This is a genomic window from Cryobacterium psychrotolerans, from assembly GCF_900101115.1.
GTDB lineage: Bacteria > Actinomycetota > Actinomycetes > Actinomycetales > Microbacteriaceae > Cryobacterium > Cryobacterium psychrotolerans.
The window spans coordinates 1-17,959 of record NZ_FNFU01000015.1 but is presented as its reverse complement, the minus strand read 5'-3'; the positions used below and the strand labels follow the sequence as shown (position 1 = coordinate 17,959).

At 67.5% G+C, this 17,959-nt stretch carries 18 protein-coding genes, 1 tRNA gene and 1 pseudogene; 14 read left to right on the top strand and 6 right to left on the bottom strand.

What is annotated here, in order from left to right:
- Window positions 1-82 precede the first annotated feature (82 nt).
- Genes BLQ39_RS11825 through BLQ39_RS11815 form a run of 3 tightly spaced genes read left to right on the top strand, consistent with a single transcriptional unit; the run spans window position 83 to window position 3,092 of the window.
- Complete coding sequence (locus tag BLQ39_RS11825; RefSeq protein ID WP_092324219.1) at window positions 83-1,189, top strand: 3-isopropylmalate dehydrogenase; 1,107 nt, start codon at window positions 83-85, stop codon at window positions 1,187-1,189.
- On the top strand, window positions 1,186-2,328 hold the full coding sequence (locus BLQ39_RS11820; protein ID WP_198417094.1) for a branched-chain amino acid aminotransferase: 1,143 nt from the start codon (window positions 1,186-1,188) through the stop codon (window positions 2,326-2,328). The genes BLQ39_RS11825 and BLQ39_RS11820 overlap by 4 nt, the downstream gene beginning before the upstream one ends.
- On the top strand, window positions 2,325-3,092 hold the full coding sequence (locus tag BLQ39_RS11815; protein ID WP_092324217.1) for a fumarylacetoacetate hydrolase family protein: 768 nt from the start codon (window positions 2,325-2,327) through the stop codon (window positions 3,090-3,092). The genes BLQ39_RS11820 and BLQ39_RS11815 overlap by 4 nt, the downstream gene beginning before the upstream one ends.
- 153 nt (window positions 3,093-3,245) lie before the next feature.
- Here BLQ39_RS11815 and BLQ39_RS11810 read toward each other — a convergent pair whose 3' ends face one another.
- On the bottom strand, window positions 3,246-4,496 hold the full coding sequence (locus tag BLQ39_RS11810) for an HNH endonuclease signature motif containing protein (RefSeq protein WP_092324216.1): 1,251 nt from the start codon (window positions 4,494-4,496) through the stop codon (window positions 3,246-3,248).
- Window positions 4,497-4,650: 154 nt separating this feature from the next.
- Window positions 4,651-5,334, bottom strand: a complete 684-nt coding sequence (locus BLQ39_RS11805; RefSeq protein WP_092324214.1) for a TetR/AcrR family transcriptional regulator — start codon at window positions 5,332-5,334, stop codon at window positions 4,651-4,653.
- A 112-nt stretch (window positions 5,335-5,446) separates the two neighbouring features.
- Between BLQ39_RS11805 and BLQ39_RS11800 the strand changes: the two genes are divergently transcribed.
- Both BLQ39_RS11800 and BLQ39_RS11795 read left to right on the top strand, forming a co-directional pair.
- Window positions 5,447-6,460 (top strand): NADP-dependent oxidoreductase, encoded by a 1,014-nt coding sequence (locus BLQ39_RS11800; RefSeq protein ID WP_092324213.1) that lies wholly within the window; start codon window positions 5,447-5,449, stop codon window positions 6,458-6,460.
- A gap of 42 nt (window positions 6,461-6,502) precedes the next feature.
- Window positions 6,503-7,210 (top strand): type 1 glutamine amidotransferase domain-containing protein, encoded by a 708-nt coding sequence (locus tag BLQ39_RS11795; RefSeq protein WP_092324211.1) that lies wholly within the window; start codon window positions 6,503-6,505, stop codon window positions 7,208-7,210.
- Between the two features lie 62 nt (window positions 7,211-7,272).
- Here the strand turns inward: BLQ39_RS11795 and BLQ39_RS11790 are convergent, their stop codons facing one another.
- Complete coding sequence (locus tag BLQ39_RS11790) at window positions 7,273-8,421, bottom strand: aminotransferase class V-fold PLP-dependent enzyme (RefSeq protein WP_241986936.1); 1,149 nt, start codon at window positions 8,419-8,421, stop codon at window positions 7,273-7,275.
- Window positions 8,422-8,516: 95 nt separating this feature from the next.
- On the opposite strand from BLQ39_RS11790, the gene BLQ39_RS11785 reads away from it, so the two are divergent.
- The 9 genes and pseudogenes from BLQ39_RS11785 (at window position 8,517) to BLQ39_RS11745 (ending at window position 15,273) form a co-directional block, all read left to right on the top strand.
- Window positions 8,517-9,497 carry a LysR family transcriptional regulator gene (locus BLQ39_RS11785; RefSeq protein ID WP_092324210.1) on the top strand — a complete coding sequence of 327 codons (981 nt, stop codon included), beginning with the start codon at window positions 8,517-8,519 and terminating at the stop codon, window positions 9,495-9,497.
- 11 nt (window positions 9,498-9,508) lie between these two features.
- Window positions 9,509-11,029, top strand: a complete 1,521-nt coding sequence (gene gltX, locus BLQ39_RS11780) for a glutamate--tRNA ligase (protein WP_092324208.1) — start codon at window positions 9,509-9,511, stop codon at window positions 11,027-11,029.
- Window positions 11,030-11,077: 48 nt separating this feature from the next.
- Window positions 11,078-11,749 (top strand): hypothetical protein, encoded by a 672-nt coding sequence (locus BLQ39_RS11775; protein ID WP_134575144.1) that lies wholly within the window; start codon window positions 11,078-11,080, stop codon window positions 11,747-11,749.
- Between the two features lie 99 nt (window positions 11,750-11,848).
- Window positions 11,849-11,920 (top strand) — tRNA-Gln (locus tag BLQ39_RS11770).
- A 156-nt stretch (window positions 11,921-12,076) separates the two neighbouring features.
- A complete protein-coding gene (locus BLQ39_RS11765) occupies window positions 12,077-12,481 on the top strand; it encodes a hypothetical protein (protein WP_092324205.1) in 405 nt (134 codons plus the stop codon).
- A gap of 380 nt (window positions 12,482-12,861) precedes the next feature.
- Entirely contained in the window at window positions 12,862-13,506 is a 645-nt protein-coding gene (locus BLQ39_RS15870; RefSeq protein ID WP_167738545.1) for a DDE-type integrase/transposase/recombinase, read from the top strand.
- A 102-nt stretch (window positions 13,507-13,608) separates the two neighbouring features.
- On the top strand, window positions 13,609-14,364 hold the full coding sequence (locus BLQ39_RS16275; protein ID WP_092324202.1) for a tyrosine-type recombinase/integrase: 756 nt from the start codon (window positions 13,609-13,611) through the stop codon (window positions 14,362-14,364).
- Window positions 14,267-14,977: pseudogene (locus tag BLQ39_RS11750) on the top strand (ATP-binding protein). Before BLQ39_RS16275 ends, BLQ39_RS11750 begins: the two are co-directional and overlap by 98 nt.
- Window positions 14,978-15,051: 74 nt before the next feature.
- Window positions 15,052-15,273, top strand: coding sequence for a hypothetical protein (locus tag BLQ39_RS11745; RefSeq protein WP_092324200.1), 222 nt, complete (start codon window positions 15,052-15,054; stop codon window positions 15,271-15,273).
- An 81-nt stretch (window positions 15,274-15,354) separates the two neighbouring features.
- Here BLQ39_RS11745 and BLQ39_RS11740 read toward each other — a convergent pair whose 3' ends face one another.
- From BLQ39_RS11740 to BLQ39_RS11730, 3 genes are all read right to left on the bottom strand, one after another.
- Window positions 15,355-16,431, bottom strand: a complete 1,077-nt coding sequence (locus tag BLQ39_RS11740; protein ID WP_092324199.1) for a tartrate dehydrogenase — start codon at window positions 16,429-16,431, stop codon at window positions 15,355-15,357.
- Window positions 16,432-16,561: 130 nt separating this feature from the next.
- Window positions 16,562-16,966 carry a D-ribose pyranase gene (rbsD, locus tag BLQ39_RS11735; protein ID WP_092324198.1) on the bottom strand — a complete coding sequence of 135 codons (405 nt, stop codon included), beginning with the start codon at window positions 16,964-16,966 and terminating at the stop codon, window positions 16,562-16,564.
- Window positions 16,967-17,085: 119 nt separating this feature from the next.
- Window positions 17,086-17,959 (bottom strand): NAD-dependent epimerase/dehydratase family protein (locus BLQ39_RS11730; RefSeq protein WP_143006467.1); only part of this gene is annotated, 874 nt, incomplete at its 5' end.

Sequence of the window (17,959 nt, the reverse complement as noted above, 5' to 3'; positions counted from 1 at the left end):
TTGTCAGGGTTGGTCCAGCTTAGACACACGATTCGCGGCAGTAGGGTTTATCTACTGGTTACTTTCAGACATACGGAGCCGAATGTCACGTCAAATCAAGCTTGCTGTCATCCCCGGAGACGGGATTGGCCCCGAGGTCATCGCCGAAGCAGTCAAGGTTCTGGATGCCGTGACCGCCCGCGAGGAGGTCACCTTCGAGAAGACCGAGTTCTCGCTCGGGGCGGCCAGGTTCCTCGAAACCGGCGACGTGCTGACCGACGCGGACCTGGCAGCAATCGCTTCGCACGACGCGATTCTTCTTGGCGCAGTGGGCGGGGTTCCGGGCGATCCGCGGCTCGCCGACGCGAACATCGAGCGTGGTCTGCTGCTGGGGCTGCGCTTCTCGCTCGACCACTATGTGAACCTGCGCCCCAGCGTGATCTTCCCCGGCGTGCCCGGCCCGCTCGCGGCACCCGGTGCCGTCGACTTCGTCGTCGTGCGCGAGGGAACGGAGGGCCCGTATGTCGGCAACGGCGGGTCCATCCGCCAGGGCACCTCGCACGAGGTGGCCAATGAGGTGTCGGTCAACACGGCCTTCGGCGTCGAAAGGGTCGTGCGCCACGCGTTCGCCGTGGCGCAGGGGCGGCCCGCCCGCAGGCTGACGCTCGTGCACAAGACCAACGTGCTCGTCTTCGCCGGGAGCCTGTGGCAGCGGATCGTGCTGGCCGTGGCCACCGAGTACCCGGATGTCACGGTCGACTACCTGCACGTCGACGCCGCGACCATCTTCATGGTCACCCAGCCCAGCCGGTTCGACGTGATCGTCACCGACAACCTGTTCGGCGACATCCTCACCGACCTGGCAGCGGCGATCAGCGGCGGCATCGGGCTTGCCGCCTCCGGGAACATCAACCCCGACGGCCGCTTCCCCAGCATGTTCGAGCCGGTGCACGGTTCCGCTCCGGACATCGCCGGCAAGCAACTCGCCGACCCCACCGCAGCCATCCTCTCGGTCGCGCTCCTGCTCGACCACCTCGGCCTGACCGAGGCCGGCGCCCGGGTGAAGGCGGCGGTCACCGCCGATATCGCCGACCGCGCCGACCGGGGCGTTGACTCGGCCCCGCGCAGCACCGCCGATGTGGGCGATGCGATCGTGACCCGCCTGACCGAGACCATCGTGACCCGTCCGACAGAAAAGGGACTCCAGTGAGCCAGACAATTGCCGCGACCGCTGCCACCGAACGAGCGCCGCTGACCTTCACCGTCACTCCGTCGACCCACGCGCGCTCGGCCGCCGAGCGCGAGGCCATCCTCGCCGACCCCGGCTTCGGCAAGAACTTCACCGATCACATGGTGACGATCGACTGGACCCTCGACGAGGGCTGGCACGACGCCCGCGTCACCGCGTACGGCCCGCTGATGCTCGACCCGGCGTCATCCGTGCTGCACTACGCGCAGGAGATCTTCGAGGGACTCAAGGCCTACCGGCACGCCGACGGCTCGATCTGGACCTTCCGCCCGGAGAAGAACGCCGAGCGGATGCAGCGTTCCGCACGCCGTCTCGCCCTGCCTGAGCTGCCCGCCCGCGACTTCATCGAATCGATCAAGCAGATTGTTGCCGTCGACGGCGACTGGGTGCCATCCGCTCCCGAGACGAGCCTGTACCTGCGCCCGTTCATGATCGCCAACGAGACCTTCCTCGGAGTGCGCGCCGCGCACAAGGTGGGCTACTACGTGATCGCCAGCCCGGCCGGTGCCTACTTCCACGGCGGCGTGGCCCCCGTGAAGATCTGGCTGGCGGCCGACTACTCCCGCGCCGGGCGCGGCGGCACCGGAGCCGCCAAGTGCGGCGGCAACTACGCCGCGTCGCTGCTTCCGCAGATGGAGGCGAACGAGAACGGATGCGCGCAGGTGCTCTTCCTCGACGGCGAGACGGGCACCCGCATCGACGAACTCGGCGGCATGAACGTGTTCTTCGTGCACGGCACCGACACGCTCGTCACGCCGCGACTGACCGGGTCGATCCTCGAGGGCGTCACCCGCGACAGCATCATGCAGCTCGCCCGTGACCGCGGGATGACCGTGGAAGAGCGCGAGGTGACTCTCGACGAGTGGCGCGACGGCGTGGCATCCGGCGCCATAACCGAGGTCTTCGCCTGCGGCACCGCCGCCGTCGTGACCCCGATCGCTCAGCTCAAGGGCAAGGACCTGGAGATCGGCGACGCCGACGCGCCCGCCGGGGAAATCACCATGGCGATCCGCCAGGAGCTCACCGACATCCAGTACGGCCGTCGCCCCGACCGCCACGGCTGGCTCACCCGGCTCGACGCCCCGGAATCCCGGGCATGAAGATCGCGCGGTTCAGCCGCGGGGAGATCATCGCGTTCGGCATCGTCGATGAGGACGAACTCGTCGTGCTCAAGGGCGATCCGATGTTCGCCGGCTACGACCCGACGGGGGAGCGGGTGGCGCTGCACGACGTGCGCCTGCTCGTCCCGGTGATCCCGCGGTCGAAGATCGTCGGGGTGGCCAATGCCGCGTTCCTCACTGCGCACGAGAAGGCGGACGGGGAGCCGGGCGAACCGGTGCTGTTCCTCAAGCCGAACACCGCCGTCGTCGGACCCGGCGACCCGATCGTGCTCCCGGCCGGAGTGAACGACGTGCGGGCCGAAGGCGTGCTCGGGATCGTCATCGGCAAGATCGCGAAGAATGTGCCGGTCGAGCAGGCCGCAGACGTGATCCTCGGCTACACGGTGGGGATCGACGTCACCGCGCACGAGTTGCAGGAGCGCGACGGGCAGCCGGCCAGGGCGAAGGGCTTCGACTCGTTCTGCCCCCTCGGGCCGGTCATTGACACCGAGTTCGACGCCGCGGCGGCGGTCATCCGTGGCCAGGTCAACGGCGAGGACGTGCAGAGCGACGACATCGCACTGATGCGCCACTCGATCGCGGAGCTCGTCTCCTTCGTCTCGGGCGTCTTCACGATGCTGCCCGGCGACGTCATCCTGACCGGCGCGTCCGGTCGTTCCCGGGCCATCGCCGACGGCGACACCGTCCTGGTCGAGATCCCGGGCATCGGCACGCTGTCGAACCCGGTGCGCCGCGCGCGGTAGCCCCGCCCTCCTACATCCAACCTCCTACCTCCTCTCGCCTCTCGCCCTCTCGCCCTCTCGCCCTCTCGCCGAACCGTGAGTTCGGCACCTTCGTTGTGCTCGGGAAGGTGCCAAACTCACGGTTCGGCGAGGGAGTGCAGGAGCCGGCGAGGCCTAGAACGGCGGGGGCGGGGCGGGCCCCATCGGGGTCGCGGGGTCGGTGCTGTACGTTCGGCCGCCGGGGGAGGTCCAGTTCAGGGTGCCGTCCCTGGCGTGTTTGACGCTCCAGCCGGTCTCGCTTTTCAGATCGTGATCGGGTGGGCAGAGATTGGCCAGGTTGTCGGAGTCGGTGCGCCCGCCGAACTGCCAGTCGAGGCCATGGTCGATGTCGCAGCGGGAGGCACTGCGGTTGCAGCCGGGGAACCGGCAGGTTTCGTCGCGCACCCTGAGCCAGCGGCGGAGGTCTTTGGGCACCTTGTAGCGGGATCGGCCGACCGACAGCACACATCCGGTCTCGGGGTGGGTGAGGATGCGTATGAAGCTGGGCGCCTTCGCGGCCAGGCGCCTGGCGGTTTCCGGGTCGATCGGTCCGTAGCCTTCGAGGTGGCCGGGTTCCTCGCTGTGGCCGAGGAGGGTCATGACCGGAACGGTGATCAGCACCGTAGCGCGGACGCCCTGGCCGAGGCCGGCGGACGGAGTGCCGGGCGCACCGACACCGTCGATCAGCAGCTCGGACAGCACGTCGGCCCTGAGCTGGGTGAGGGTGCGCGTCTCGTCGGGCCGTTGGAGACTGATCGCGAGATCGCTGATCCGGTTGTAGATGGAGTGCGCGGTGGCGGTGGGCAGGTATGCGTTCAACCAGGCCATTCCGTCGCGGGCGGGCACGAGCTGCACAGCCCTGTCGCCGGCGCATTTCTCGTGCCTCGTGCTGATCGTCTCGGGATGAGTGCGCTCCCTGGCCTTTCGCGCCGTGCCGTCGAACTTGGCGACGGTGAGCCGACTCGCTTGCGGCAGCAGGGCCTCCTCGAACTCCTTCCGTGATTCGGCGGGGAGCGACCCCGCGTGATCGATCATGGCCTTCGCGTGCCGGTAGCTGATCTCGCCCGCGCGAAGCGCCGACATGGTGGCCGGCAACTCGTGCACCAGGGCCTCGCTCTCGGCAAGCAGGGTTTCCATGCTGCGCTGGGGGAGACGGAGTGCGCAGGCAAGCTCGGACAGGAGCTCGCGTCGCGCCATGGTGCGGGCGTCCCACCGGGCGCCCGCCGGCCGGGCGGTTGTCGCTTCGCTCAGCTCGCTTCGCCGCCGCGCCTCGTCGATGAGTTCAGCCCGGTGGGCGCTCACCGTCGCGAGCAGCCGATCCGCCGCGACGACCGCATCGACGATGTCGCCGACGGAGGCCAGCTGGAGCGCATTGCGGGGGTCCATGCAGCTATTCTCCGGGTACCCACTGACATTCCTCGACGACTGAATAACCCGGTCAAGCCCGTAATTCCTGTGGATAACTCCGCCTGATCGGCGGCTGTGGAGGAGTGGCCGACGGGCCCGGCAGACCGGGCTGCCGCCTCCGGCCAACTCGGGGCTACGCCGTCGACCCGACCTCGGGCATCCAGGACCGCACCAGGCCGGATGCCGTTTCCAGAAGTGCTGCCGATTCGTCCGGGTTGACCCGGGCGAGAAGCATGGCGCTCATCGTGAAGGAGGCGAGGGTTCGCGCTCGCTCATCGACGAGCGTCGGCTGGAAGGGCTGCCCGGCCCCGGCCGAGAGGAGGGCATGCTTGAGCGCGGCCACGAGTTCGGCCCGGTATCCGTCGACGACCTCGCGGGCGGGGTCGTCATGGGCGGCCAGGCCTGCAGCGCAATTGATGAGAAGGCAGCCGCGCGTGGGGGAGTTGCCCGAGCCGCGGGAGTCGCCCGAGTTGTTCGAGCCGCGGGAGCCGTCCGGGCTGTCCGAGCCGTCTGAGGCGTCCGCGCGCCTCTGCACCGCGAGACGCAGCCCGTCGAGGTACGCGAGCAGTGCGCTCGTGTCGGTCGCGCCGGTCAGCAACACCTGCAGCCTGGGCCGGATGACCGTATCGAGGTAGTCCGCAACCGCCGCGTCGAAGAGCCCGCGCTTGCTGCCGAAGGCGTGATAGAGGCTCGATCGAGCCAGCCCGGTCGCCGCCTCCAGGTCGGCGAGCGAGGTCGCCTCGTAGCCTTTGTCCCAGAACAGGTCGCGCGCGGCCTGAACGACGGCGACGGTGTCGAATGCCTGGATCCGTCCCACGGTGAGCCCTCCTGTTCGTGTCTCGTTCAGTTTGTGTATCGCTCAGTCCACTATATAGTGGACCAGTCGTTCCAAAAACACCTTCGTTCCACACGCAACAGAGGAGTCATCCATGGCCTCATCCATCAGCACCCAGACCCAGCTCGTCGCCCGCCCGGTCGGCTGGCCCACCGCCGCCGACTTCCGCACGGTGCAGGTGACCCTGCCCGACCTCGCTCCGGGCCAGGTGCGCGTGGCCAACGAGTTCGTCTCGGTCGACCCCTACATGCGCGGACGGATGAACGACGCCAAGTCCTACGCTGCGCCCTACGCGCTCGGCGCGACCATGACCGGCGGGGCCGTCGGCCGGGTGATCGCATCCGCCTCTGACGCCGTCGCCGTCGGCGACGTGGTCGTGCACCAGCACGGCTGGCGCGACCTGGTGCAGGAGGATGCCTCCGGGTTCCGCGTTGTCCCCGAAATCCCAGGCGTCCCACTCTCCGCCTATCTCGGCGTGCTCGGCATGACCGCCCTCACCGCGTACGTCGGCCTGCTCGAGATCGCCGGCCTCAAGGAAGGCGACACGGTGTTCGTGTCCGGTGCGGCCGGGGCCGTCGGCACCATGGTCGGGCAGATCGCGAGGCTCAAGGGCGCCGGGCGCGTGATCGGCTCCGCCGGCTCGGCCGAGAAGGTCGCGCTCCTGACCGAGAAGTACGGCTTCGACGACGCATTCAACTACAAGGACGGCTCGCTCGCCAACCAGCTCGCCGCCGCGGCACCCGAGGGCATCGACGTGTACTTCGACAATGTCGGAGGCGACCACCTCGAAGCCGCGCTAGGGGCGTTCAACAACGGCGGCCGGGCCGCGCTGTGCGGCGCAATCTCGCTGTACAACAGCACCGATGCCCCCGCCGGACCGCGCAACATGTCCAACATCATCACCCGCGGACTGAGCCTGAAGGGGTTCACCGTCGGCAACTACGTGCAGCACTTCCCGGCCTTCTCCGCCGACATGTCCGGCTGGCTCGCGAACGGCGAGGTCGTCTTCGACGAGACCGTCGTCGACGGGATCGACAACACGGCCCGGGCATTCCTCGGTCTGATGCGCGGCGAGAACACCGGCAAGATGGTCGTCCGCACGGCCTAAACCGCGCTCAACTCATCCACCCCAGACCACTTTGGAGAACCCATGAATTCCGTACTTTTCGTCGTCAGTGCCGCTGACCACTGGACCCTCAACGACGGCACGCTGCACCCGACCGGTTACTGGGCCGAGGAGCTCGCCGAGCCGCACCGGCAGTTCGCGGATGCCGGCTGGCAGATCACGATCGCGACCCCGGGCGGGGTCGCCCCGACCATCGACGCCGGCAGCCTGTCTCCCCAGGCCGCCGGAGGAGTCGATCGGGCCGCCGAAATCGTCGACTATCTCGGGTCGATCGGCTCCGAGCTCGACGAGCCGCGCTCGATCTCCGATGTCGTCGTCACCGACTACGACGTCGTCTTCTACCCCGGCGGCCACGGCCCGATGGAAGACCTCGCGGTCGACGCAGTCTCCGGCCGCATCCTGACCGAGGCCCTCGACTCGGGTCGCATCCTCGGTGTGCTGTGCCACGCCCCGGCAGCACTTCTCGCCGCGCGTCGCGACGACGGAACCTGGCCGTTCACCGGCTACCGGATGACCGGGTTCACCGACGAGGAAGAGACACTGGGCGGGCTTGCCCCGAAGGCGCCCTGGCTCGTGCAGAGCCGCCTGGTCGAACTCGGAGCCGACTTCGTCGCCGGGGCACCCTGGGGCGAGCACATGGAGATCGACCGGAACCTGTACACGGGTCAGAACCCCGCCTCCTCCGCCGCTCTCGCCACGGCGATCATCAAGGCCGTTGCCGCTCAGGCCTGATTCAGCTCCTGACCGGCTTGCGAGCCGGTCAGGAGCATGGCCAGCGGCCAGCCAGCGGCCAGTCAGCGGCCGAGGGCCGTCAGCGCGTCGGCGACGTCGTCCTCGTCGTTCCAGAGGTGGAACGCCACGCGGGCACGGCCGGCGCGACCGGACGCGACCAGCCCCGCGGCGGTGAGGCGCCCGAGGCCCTGGCCGTCGGCATCCGGCCAGCTCACGATGGCCTGGCCGAGCCGGTCGATCCCCAGGCCGTCGCAGAGCGCGTCGCCGAGCCCCACGGCGTGGGCGCGGACCTCGGCCAGGTCGAGGCTCCGGAACAGCTCGATCGCGGGTTCGGCGCCCACCCAGGCCGGCCACGCCGGGGAGACGTCGAAGCGGCGGGCGTCGGTCGCGAGGTTCATCTCCGGGCCGTAACAGGATGCCCAGGGCGACTCGCCGGCGTACCAGCCGGCCTGCGCGGGGTTGAGCTCTTCGGCCAGCCGCGCGCTCACGGTGAGGAAGGCCGCCCCGCGCGGAGCGCACAGCCACTTATAGCTGTGGCAGATCGTCGCGTCGAACCGCGACGCGTCGACGGGCATCCAGCCGGCCGCCTGCGTCGTATCGCACAGGGTGAACGTGCCTGACCGGTGCGCGGCCGCCACGATGGCCTCCGTGTTGGCGATCGCTCCTGTGGCCGACTGCACGAGCGACCAGGCGACGAGCCACGTGTTCGCAGTGATGCTCCCGGCCAGCTCGCCGAGGGGCACATGGCGCACGGTCACCCCGCGGTGCCGCTGGCTGAGGAACGGGAACACCATCGAGCTGAAGTCGCCGTCGACGCACAGCACCTCGGCGCCGTCCGGCACGCTCGCCGCGACAAGTCCGGCCATGACGGATGCCTGCGAGCCGATCGCGACGGCGCCGACGGGCACGCTCACCAGGCCCGCATACCCCGACCGAACCCGCTCGACCACCGCGCCGTACCTTGCGGCGTCGGCCCGGCCGAGCGACCACTCCTCGGCGTCGGCCCGCATGGCAGCGAGGGTCTCCCGGGTCGGCAGGCCCAGCGTGCACGCGGCGAGGTAGCCGCGCCCGCCGCTGAACCGGCCGCGCGCCTCGCGGACACCGAGCCGGGCACGCGGGCCGGACGCTGCGATGCCCGCGGAGGGCGGAATGGTGGCGGAGGGCATGGCGGTGCCGGGGGGCGGGACGGTGGGGGATGGTGCGGGGTCCATACGTCAAGCCTGCGCCCGGGCCATCCATTCAACAATGACCAGTGATCGATGCAAAGCATAAGCATCCGTTATTCGTCATCGGCTATTCTTCGCAGATGCCCCGCATCGCTCCGTCCGATCTTGACTCCCACTCGCTGCGCGTCGTCCGCGCGCTGGCCGAGCACGGTTCGATCACCGCCGCCGCGATCGCGCTCGGCTACAGCCAGCCCGCCGTCAGCCAGCAGCTCAAGCGACTCGAACAACGTCTCGGGATGGCCGTGATCGAGCGCGTCGGGCGCACGGTGCGACTCACCGAGGCCGGGAGCGTGCTCGCCAGGCACGCGGTCGCCGTCACCAGCGCCCTGGAGGCCGCGGCCGGGGAACTGGCCGAGCTGCAGGGCCTGCGCGCCGGCCGGGTGCGACTGGCCGCGTTCCCCTCGGCGTCCGCGGCTCTCGTCCCCAGGCTGCTCGCCGTCATGGCGGAGCGGCACCCCGGAATCCGGATCACCTACCTGGAAGCGGAGCCGCCGGAGGCCGTCGCCGCGGTCCGCGAGCATCGGGCTGACCTGGCGATCACCTTCAGCTACCCCGGCGACCGGGTCGACCCGCACCGCGCCGGCACGGAGGGGCTGGCCGTGACCGCCCTGCGGCGCGACGAGATGATGCTCGTGCTGCCGACGACGCATCGGCTGGCCGGCCGCGACGCCGTCGACCTCGGCGACCTTGCCGAGGAGAACTGGATCGGCGGATGCCCGCGGTGCCGCGGCCACCTCCTCGAGCTCTGCGGCCGCCAGGGTTTCGCGCCCCGCATCGCCTACGAGACCGACAACGTGGCGGCCGTGCTGGGCCTGGTAGAGGCGGGGATCGGCGTCGCGATGCTGCCGATGCTCGCCGTCGAATCCGTCGGCGTCCGTGCCGGGATCGTGATCCGGCCGACGACCGGCCGGGACCAGCGCACGGTGCACGCCGTGACCGCATCCGGGGCGACCCGGGTCCCGGCCCTCGCTGCGACCCTGCGCCAGCTGGGTGCGCTCGCGGCCCCCGACCCGTCGGCCCCCGATTCCGCGGTCCCCGGCGCCGGGGCGAACGACGCGTAGAATCGGGGGTGATGTCTGAGACCAGTTCATACCCCGTGTCCACCGCAACCGGCAGCGATGTCCGTGTTCGGTTCTGCCCGTCGCCCACCGGAACGCCGCACGTCGGGCTGATCCGCACGGCCCTGTTCAACTGGGCCTACGCCCGGCACACCGGCGGAAAGTTCATCTTCCGGGTCGAGGACACGGATCCGGCCCGCGACACCGAGGAAAGCTACCTGCAGCTGCTCGACGCGTTGCGCTGGCTGCGACTCGACTCGGACGAGGGCGTCGACGTTGGCGGACCGCACGCGCCGTACCGCCAGTCGCAGCGCTACGACATCTACCGCGATGTGATCGAGCAGCTCAAGGTCTCCGGCCACCTCTACGAGAGCTTCGCCAGCGGCGAGGAGATCGAGCTGCGCAACGTCTCGCTCGGCCGCGACCCGAAGACGGGCTACGACAACTTCGAGCGCAACCTGACCGAGGAGCAGAAGGCCGCCTACCGCGCAGAGGGCCGCAAGCCGGCGCTCCGCCTCAAGGTGCCGGGCGGCGACACCTCCTTCGACGACCTGGTCCGCGGCGAGATCACCTTCCCGGCCGGTTCGTTCAGCGACTTCGTGCTGGTGCGGCCCAACGGGCATCCGCTCTACCCGTTCGTGAACCCCGTCGACGACGCGCTGATGGGCGTCACGCACGTGCTGCGCGGCGAGGACCTGCTCTCCTCCACGCCCAGGCAGATCGCGTTGTACCACGCGCTGATCGACATCGGGCTGACCACCTTCATCCCGCGCTTCGGGCACCTGCCCTACGTGATGGGCGAGGGCAACAAGAAGCTCTCCAAGCGCGATCCCGAGTCCAACCTGTTCCACCACCGCGCCCGCGGCTTCATCCCGGAGGGGCTCGTCAACTACCTCTCGCTGCTCGGCTGGTCGCTCGCCAGCGACCGCGACATCTTCTCGATCGACGAGATGATCGCCGCGTTCGACGTCGCCGACGTGCTGCCGAACCCGGCCCGGTTCGACCTCAAGAAGGCCGAGTCGATCAACGGTGACCACATCCGCCTGCTCGATCCCGCCGACTTCGCGAAGCGGGTCGTTCCGTACCTCGTCGCTGCCGGCGACATCAGCGAGCCGCTCAGCGCCGAGGAGCAGGCCATCCTCACGGCGGCAGCGCCCCTCGTGCAGGAGCGCATCGCGCTGCTGGGCGAAGCGCCCGGCATGCTCGGCTTCCTCTTCACCGCCGGTGACGTGCTCGAATACCAGGCGGATGCCCTCAAATCGCTCCCGGCGAACGCCCGCGAGATCCTGGCCGCGTCCAGTGCCGCCCTCCTGGACATCCCCGAGACGGACTGGAACACCGACCGCGTGCACACGACGCTCACCGAGACGCTGATCGACGGGCTGGGCCTCAAGCCCCGCGTCGCCTTCGGACCGTTGCGGGTGGCCGTCTCCGGCCGGCGCGTGTCGCCGCCTCTGTTCGAGTCGATGGAGATCCTGGGCAAGACGGAGTCGGTCGCGCGCCTCGCGCGCCTGGCCTCCACGCTGGTCGACTGACCGTTCGGTTCGACGGCCGGGGCGCCCGCGCACCCATAGAGTATGCGGGTGCCCCCAACTCATGAGCAGCTGCGCCGCCGCAAGGCGATCCGATCCTGGATTCCCGCCGCGGTGCTGCTGGCCGCGATCGGAGCCGCGTTCACGATTGCGGTGAACACGCGGGTCACGGATGTCGGCACGGCCCCGACGGCCGCCCCCGCCGGAGCGGTGACGGCCAAGGGCACCTCGCTCTTCACTGACGACGGCCTCAGCTACATCGCCGACACGCGCAGGGTCTCCATCGACGCGACCACCGTGCCGATCCCGGCCGAACCGCTCGGGCTGTCTCGTTCCGGCCGACTGACGGTCGTGCCGCCCACAGAGGGCGTCTACGAGTACCTCACCGTGCTCGGGCCGGGCGGCAGCATGCGCTTCAACGGCACCTCGATCGAGATCACGACCGCCGGCGGCCGCCTTGCCGCGGCGAGGGTCGAGGATTCCACCCGGGTGCTCGGCTACCGCAACACGCTCGACCTCCTCCGGGGCCGCGCGGCCCGGTACGGCATCCCGGATGCCGACCTCGCCGGCTTTCCGACGGCCGCGGAGAAGGCCTTCAAGGCCGACGCCGCCTACGAGTACCGCATCCACACCGACGACGCCCTGGGGGTCGACCTCACCGTGACGGCAACCTGCTCGGGAGACAGCACGTGCATGATCGTCGACGAGTTCAGCTTCGACTGAGGGGCAGGCCGGCGCGACCCGCGCGACTCACCGGCGGGTTTGTCCGGGCCCGCCCGGATGGGCTAGAGTAGCTCCCGGCCCGGTCTTCGGAACGGGCATTGGGGTATGGTGTAATTGGCAACACGACTGATTCTGGTTCAGTTGTTCTTGGTTCGAGTCCAGGTACCCCAGCTTTAACCCCTGAGTTTCCGCGGAAACCAGGGGCATTTTTTGTTTCGAGACATACTGCTAACCGCCAAAAGTGCCACTTTGGGTGCCACAAACGATTCCCGACCCTCTGCGTCAGGCTGATTGTGAGTCAGTTCACGATCAGAAGGAGGCAGGGGAATGTCGATAAGCCCAGGATTCACCACGGCGGAGATCCGCGAGTTCGTTCATGAGTACCACGGGCTGCCGTACGGGCGGAAATGCGCCTGGTTGGCGGAGCGCGGCGTCTCGAGGCACACGCTCACTCGTTGGCGCGACGCGGTGTACGAGGGGGATCTCGATCGCGGGCTGATTCCGCGAGAGGGTAGTCCTATGACTGTTCCACCGGGCAAGCGCACTGCGCTGGAGAAAGCACGTGCGGCTGAGCACGCGGCACACGCGGCTGAGGTCGCGCGGCTGAGCGCGCGAGTGCACGAGTTGGAGGACACCAATGCCGCGCTGGGAAAAGCTATCGGGCTCTTGCACGCGATGAGCGAGGAAGAGCCCGCAGACAACCCGACGACCCCCGATCCGTCGAATTCTTGACGTTGGAGAACGAGCTCGTAGCTGAGCTGACGCGCACGACAGGTTCGCAACGTAATGCGTTGGCGATCGCCGGCGTCGCACGATCAACATGGCAGTACCGGCATACGCCCCGCGCACGGGTGTCCGAGCCTGTCCTGCAGAAAGATCGCGCTTACCTGTCTCGTATCCCCACAACCGATCGGAGAGCGATCGCGGAGAAGATCACGGCGGGCTGGGCGGGCGGACACTCTGTCGATCACACGTTCGCGTCCGCATGGGACCGGGGTGTAATGCTCGCCGGGCGCAGGTCATGGTGGCGTATCGCCGCCGATATCGAGGATCAGAGCGCACGCCCCCTGGTGCCCACGAGGCGTGGGTCCCGAACACCCCGGGAGAAGCCGGTGTTGATAGCGACCGGGCCTGGCCAGGTTTGGAGTTGGGACATCACCGATCTGCGCTCTCCGTGGCGGGGGAAAGCGTTCAAGGCGTACACGATCATCGACATCTGGTCCCGCAAGATCACCGGCTGGCGGGTCGAAGATCGCGAGAGCGACCACCTCGCCGTGGAGATGTTCCAGACCGCGTTCCGTCAACACGGCACCCCACAGTTCGTGCACGCCGACTCCGGACCCGCGATGCGCTCGAGCGCTCTGGCCGAGCTCCTCGAAGAGCACAATGTCACCAAGACCCACAACCGGCCCTATGTCTCCAACGACAACCCGTTCTCCGAGTCCGAGTTCCGCACGATGAAGTACCGGCCGAACTACCCAGGGATCTTCGACAATCTCCAGACCGCACGCGATCACCTGACCGACTACGTGCCCTGGTACAACACGACCCACAGGCACTCCGGCATCGCTTTGTTCACACCCCAGCAAGTGCACGACGGTTCCTGGAAGCATGCGCACCGCATTCGCGACCGTGCCCTGCAGCACTATCACCAGAAGCACCCGGAACGAGTCCGCGCGCGACCAAGAACACCCGCACCAGCCGGCACCGTCGGAATCAACATCCCCGACACAGCCGTCACAAGCTCACCCGAGTGACTCCACTCAGCTTGACATCGCGCGTCGCTCGTGTCGATCTGGCTGGGTGTCAGACAGGTGAAGCCCGCCCGAACACCGGCGCGGGCTCCGGACGGGTTGAGCATGCCCGCCGTCGACGCGCTGATCCGCGCACCCGGGCAAGACACCAGCCGCGGTCGCAGGGACACCACCCTCATCCTGCTCACCTTCGATGCCGCAGCACGGATCCAGGAAATCCTCGACCTGACCCCGGCCGATATCGACACCACGATCGGCGCCAGCCGCGTGACGCTCACCGGCAAAGGGCGCAAAAGCAGAACCGTTCCCCTGATGGACAAGACCGCACGCCATCTCGACCACTACCGACGCGAGTTCCACCCCGGCGCCCCCGAGACAACAGCCCCGTTGTCCTTCACGGTCCGGGCAGGTCGCCGCCACCAGATGAGCCAGGACAACATCTCCTACTTGCTGAACAAACATGCCGCCGCGGCACGAGCGCAGTGTTCGGAGCTTCCGGAGAAGATCCATGCTCACCAGCTTCGGCATGCCCGCGCGATGCAGATGCTGCGCGCCGGCGTTCCTCTCCCTCATATTAAGGAGTTCCTCGGTCACGCGAACATATCTTGGAGACCGGGCAAGACAAGAAAGGTACCCGCAGGATTCCGCGCTTCGAACCCACCGAACCCGAATCCGGCGGATATGTCCGCGGCGCCGACTACTACGCCGGAGGCGGTGCACGATGAGCCGGATGGATATCGAGACCAAACGCAAACTCCGCGAAATGGGCGTCGCCACCCTGTTGGACGCCTTCGACGCACAGGACGACACCCTCACCCTCGGTCTGGCATTCGAGGAGAAGATCAAACTCGCCGTCGATGACGCCCACTTCGTCTTCACCCAAACCAAGGTCGAGGGGCTGATCCGCCGGGCGAACCTGCGAAATCCAAACGCTGCCCTGCGCCGCCTGGACCTCGTCGAGGAACGCGGCCTTGACCGATCGATGATCGCGGGGCTGGGCACGTGCTCATTCATCGACCGGCAGCAGAACGTCGTTTTTCAAGGATTCACCGGGTCGGGGAAATCGCATCTGGGGTGCGCGCTGGCGTAGGCCGCGTGCCTGCACCGAGTGCGAGCACATTACATTCGGATGCCGGAGCGCGAAGAGGCCTGGCAGCTGGCCCGCGATGAACCCTCCGGCACGACGAAGTTCTTGAACAAGTACGCCGCATTCAAGCTCCTGGTAATCGATGAATGGCTCCTCGACGAGCCCGACGAGAGCACAAGGAGCATGCTTCTGGAACTCCTCGAGCGCCGCTACGACCAAGCATCAACGGTGTTCTGCACCCAATACGCCCAAAAGGATTGGCACCAGCGTCTCGGTTCCGGGGTTCACGCCGACGCGATCATGGACCGCATCGTGCACAACACCATCTGGGTCGAGACCGGCGGCCACAACATGCGAGAACACACCGCCGGCCAGGTCAAGGCATAAAGGCTCGCGCGGTCGGGCGCCAGTGGCCCCCGAAGGCAATATTCACCGGCCCCCGAACCCGCAAATACTCACTCATGGTCTCGCACCGCGCTGCGTACGACACCCGCTCCGCCAAAGCCTCCTCCGCCCTCGTGGACTGGCACCAACGAGCACTCTGGCCCACCCTCGACTCGCTCAAGCTCCGCGCCGGCCTCGCCGGATGCCGCGACCGCAGCGAACACCGCGAACCACACGCCGGCCCAGCCACCTTCACCGTGACCGATGAGTACCTGCGACACGTCGACACGAAGCTGTAACAGGCTGGCCTCGTTCGGGACATCGCGCACCGTCTGGACTGAGCGTCGCCTCGACCATATGACTAGGCCGGCGCACCTGAGTCAGTTGAGGAAACGCAGAATCGTCGCAGTCACTTCCGCGGTGTTCGCTTCCCCGCCCAGGTCACGGGGCAGCACGCCGGCGGCGGTCGTGCGATCGATAGCACGCTCGATACAGTCGGCCTCCGCTGGGAAACCGAGATGGCGCAGCATGAGCGCCGCGCTCTCGATTGCCCCGATCGGATTCGCGATGCCAAGGCCGGCGATGTCGGGCGCACTGCCGTGCACGGCCTCGAACATGCTCGGCGTACGCCGCTCCGGGTTTAGGTTGGCGCTACCGGCCAGGCCGAGGCTTCCGGCCAGCGCGCTGCCGAGATCAGACAAGATGTCAGCGTGGAGATTCGAGGCGACCACCACAGACAACTGCTCGGGGTGCAGCACAAAGCGTGCGGCCATCGCGTCAACAAGGCAGGTGTCGATCTCAACATCGGGGTAATCATGCGCAACCCTCTTGAAAACGTCGTCCCATAACACCATCCCGTACTGCTGCGCGTTGCTCTTGGTTACACTCGTGAGCTTCTTGCGGACACGCGTCCGAGCCACCTCAAAGGCGTAGCGGATGATTCGTTCGCAACCTACTTCGGTGAAGACCGAGGATTGCACGGCTATCTCTCCGCCAGGCAAACGCCCTCCGAAATTTCGACCGCCGAAGCCTGAATATTCGCCCTCGCTGTTCTCGCGCACGACAATCCAATCAAGCTCAACCTCGTCGGCTTTCCGAAGCGGGCTTTTCACGCCGGGGAGAAATCGGACCGGTCGGACGTTGGCCCACTGGTCAAGCCCCTGGCAGATGGCTATGCGCAGACCCCATAAACTCACGTGGTCGGGCACAGTCGGCCACCCTACTGCGCCGAAGTAGATGGCATCGAAGTCTCGCAGAGCCGCCACTCCACCCTCTTGCATCATGGACCCAGTCGCTTCGTAGTACCCACAACCCCACGGAAATTCGGTCCACTCGACGGCGAGTCGTCCATCCGATGCCGCGGCAAGCGCGTCGATCACGCGACGCCCAGCGGCCACCACCTCCGCTCCGATGCCATCACCTGGGATCGCTGCGATTCTTAGCGGGGCAATAGTCAAGGTGTGGCCTCATATTTCGTTTATGTAGTCCGGTGGTCTGCGGGTGCCGCCTGGTCGGGTCGGCTTCTCCGGGTTCGCTCCCTGCATCGTCGGAAATTTTTCCTTCGAGGCTCCCAATCGGGTGGCCTCCCTAGAAAGGAACGCCCGAGTATAAGAGAACGTTGGAGTACGGCGTGAACTCGCCGGAGCGAACCACCGCGCGAGCCTGGTGGGTCTTCTGCTTGAACTCGGTGTGCGGCACGAACTCCACTGAAACACCGACCTCGACCAACCGTTGCGTGATTGCCTGCAACATTTCGGGGCTATCCTCGACCATTTCAAGCGAAACTATGGCCTTCTCGACAACGAACTCCGCCAGAACCGTTTCCAGAACATCCAGGAAGGACGGTGTTCCGGCTCGGTACGCCAGATCGATTCGCTCGACTGATGAGGGAATGGGAAGGCCGGCATCGGCCACGACGATGGAGTCGGTGTGCCCGCACTCGGATATCACTCGCGAAAGTTGTGGGTGCAGGGTGCCGTTGTTGCGTCTCACTGTTTCCTCGTGTTTCTTACGTCGTTCTACTCGCCTGAATGTGGTTTGCCGAAGGCAGCGTGGTACCGACGGGGCGATGCATTGTCTGCACCGCCCGTCAGCGGCATCGTGGGCTGCGCTCAGCCGCGCGGAAGCGCGTTGCCGTCGGCGTCGAGGTAGTCGCGCCACGACCGCTTCGGGGTCCAGCCGAGCATGCGCTGCGCCTTCGCGCTGGAGATTCCCGAGGCGTCAGGCCGATCAGTTGGTCGAAGCTCGATCGTGTCGCCGTAGTACTTGTGCAGGATCTCGCCGAAGTCCCGTCCACCGACGTTGTCCGGTGAGGCAATGTAGAAAACCTCATGCCCGGGCAGGTCGGCTTCGGTGGCCAGCACAATCGCGTCTGCCAGATCATAGACGTCGATGTAGCTCCACAGATTCGGGCTGAGCACCGCGGCGTCGCGCACCTGCGGCCCAAGGTTCTGCTCGTAGTTGCCTTCGTTCTGAACCCAGCTCGGGCGCAGGGAGATGCAACGGATGTCCGACCGCTCGACCGCAGCGTTCATCAGCTGTTCGCCGAAGTGCTTGGACAGGGCGTAGGGGTCCTGCGGGTGGGCCGGGTGTTCCTCGTCGACCGGGGCGTAGTCGGGCAGGAAGTCCCGCTCCGGGAAGAAGAAACCGGGGACCGTCTCGCTCGAGATGTTGACGAAGCGCTTCACCCCGAACCGGACGGCCGCTTCGAGAACGTTGAAAGTGGCCATCAGGTTCGTGCGGAACACGACATGCGCGGGGTTTCCGGTTGGCTCCGGGATCGCAGCCACGTGCACGACGGCATCGACGCCGCTCACGACGGCGAACGCCTCTCCGGCATCCGTCAGGTCGGCCATCTGGTAGCGGGCCGTTCCTTCGGCGCGTCGCTCAAATCCGGGGCGGGTCAAGTCCGTCGCGAGGACGTCGTGACCGGCGTCCAGCAGGGCCTGGGTGGCGGCACGGCCGACCTTACCGTGGGCTCCGGTG

Bases quoted from the DNA above. Each gene is read 5' to 3' on its own strand.
- BLQ39_RS11795 (WP_092324211.1), top strand. From the start codon at position 6,503: ATGAATTCCGTACTTTTCGTCGTCAGTGCCGCTGACCACTGGACCCTC.
- BLQ39_RS11825 (WP_092324219.1), top strand. From the start codon at position 83: ATGTCACGTCAAATCAAGCTTGCTGTCATCCCCGGAGACGGGATTGGC.
- BLQ39_RS11765 (WP_092324205.1), top strand. From the start codon at position 12,077: ATGTCGATAAGCCCAGGATTCACCACGGCGGAGATCCGCGAGTTCGTT.
- BLQ39_RS16275 (WP_092324202.1), top strand. From the start codon at position 13,609: ATGCCCGCCGTCGACGCGCTGATCCGCGCACCCGGGCAAGACACCAGC.
- BLQ39_RS11815 (WP_092324217.1), top strand. From the start codon at position 2,325: ATGAAGATCGCGCGGTTCAGCCGCGGGGAGATCATCGCGTTCGGCATC.
- BLQ39_RS11745 (WP_092324200.1), top strand. From the start codon at position 15,052: ATGGTCTCGCACCGCGCTGCGTACGACACCCGCTCCGCCAAAGCCTCC.
- gltX (WP_092324208.1), top strand. From the start codon at position 9,509: ATGTCTGAGACCAGTTCATACCCCGTGTCCACCGCAACCGGCAGCGAT.
- BLQ39_RS11810 (WP_092324216.1), bottom strand. From the start codon at position 4,496: ATGGACCCCCGCAATGCGCTCCAGCTGGCCTCCGTCGGCGACATCGTC.
- BLQ39_RS11785 (WP_092324210.1), top strand. From the start codon at position 8,517: ATGCCCCGCATCGCTCCGTCCGATCTTGACTCCCACTCGCTGCGCGTC.
- BLQ39_RS11800 (WP_092324213.1), top strand. From the start codon at position 5,447: ATGGCCTCATCCATCAGCACCCAGACCCAGCTCGTCGCCCGCCCGGTC.
- BLQ39_RS11790 (WP_241986936.1), bottom strand. From the start codon at position 8,421: ATGGACCCCGCACCATCCCCCACCGTCCCGCCCCCCGGCACCGCCATG.